1 protein-coding gene is annotated in these 356 nt (G+C 64.6%); it reads left to right on the top strand.

The window, feature by feature from the left end:
• Positions 1–356 (top strand): transposase (locus tag Q1B08_RS21800; RefSeq protein ID WP_299823595.1); only part of this gene is annotated, 356 nt, incomplete at both ends.

Genomic DNA, 356 nt, shown 5'->3' with positions numbered 1-356 from the left:
TCGCGGGCGCTCGATGCCGTCTATCCCGTGGTGATCTTCGATGCGCTGCGGGTGAAGATCCGCGACAAGGACAGCCGGATCGTCAAGAACAAGGCGGTGTACCTGGCCTTGGGGATCACGGCCGAGGGTCAGCGCGAGGTGCTGGGCCTCTGGATCGCGGACAACGAGGGCGCGAAGTTCTGGCTCGGGATCATGAACGAGCTCAGGAACCGCGGGGTCGCCGACATCCCGATCGCGGTGGTGGATGGCCTGAAGGGCTTCCCGGAGGCGATCACGGCGGCCTTTCCGCAGACCACGGTGCAAACCTGCGTCGTCCATCTGGTTCGCCATTCGCTGGCGTTCTGCTCATGGAAGGA

Origin of the sequence: uncultured Jannaschia sp. (genome assembly GCF_947494025.1) — a bacterium.
Classification (GTDB): Bacteria; Pseudomonadota; Alphaproteobacteria; order Rhodobacterales; family Rhodobacteraceae; genus Jannaschia.
Note: the sequence above shows the minus strand (reverse complement) of the source record. Positions and strands in the feature narration are given on the sequence as shown.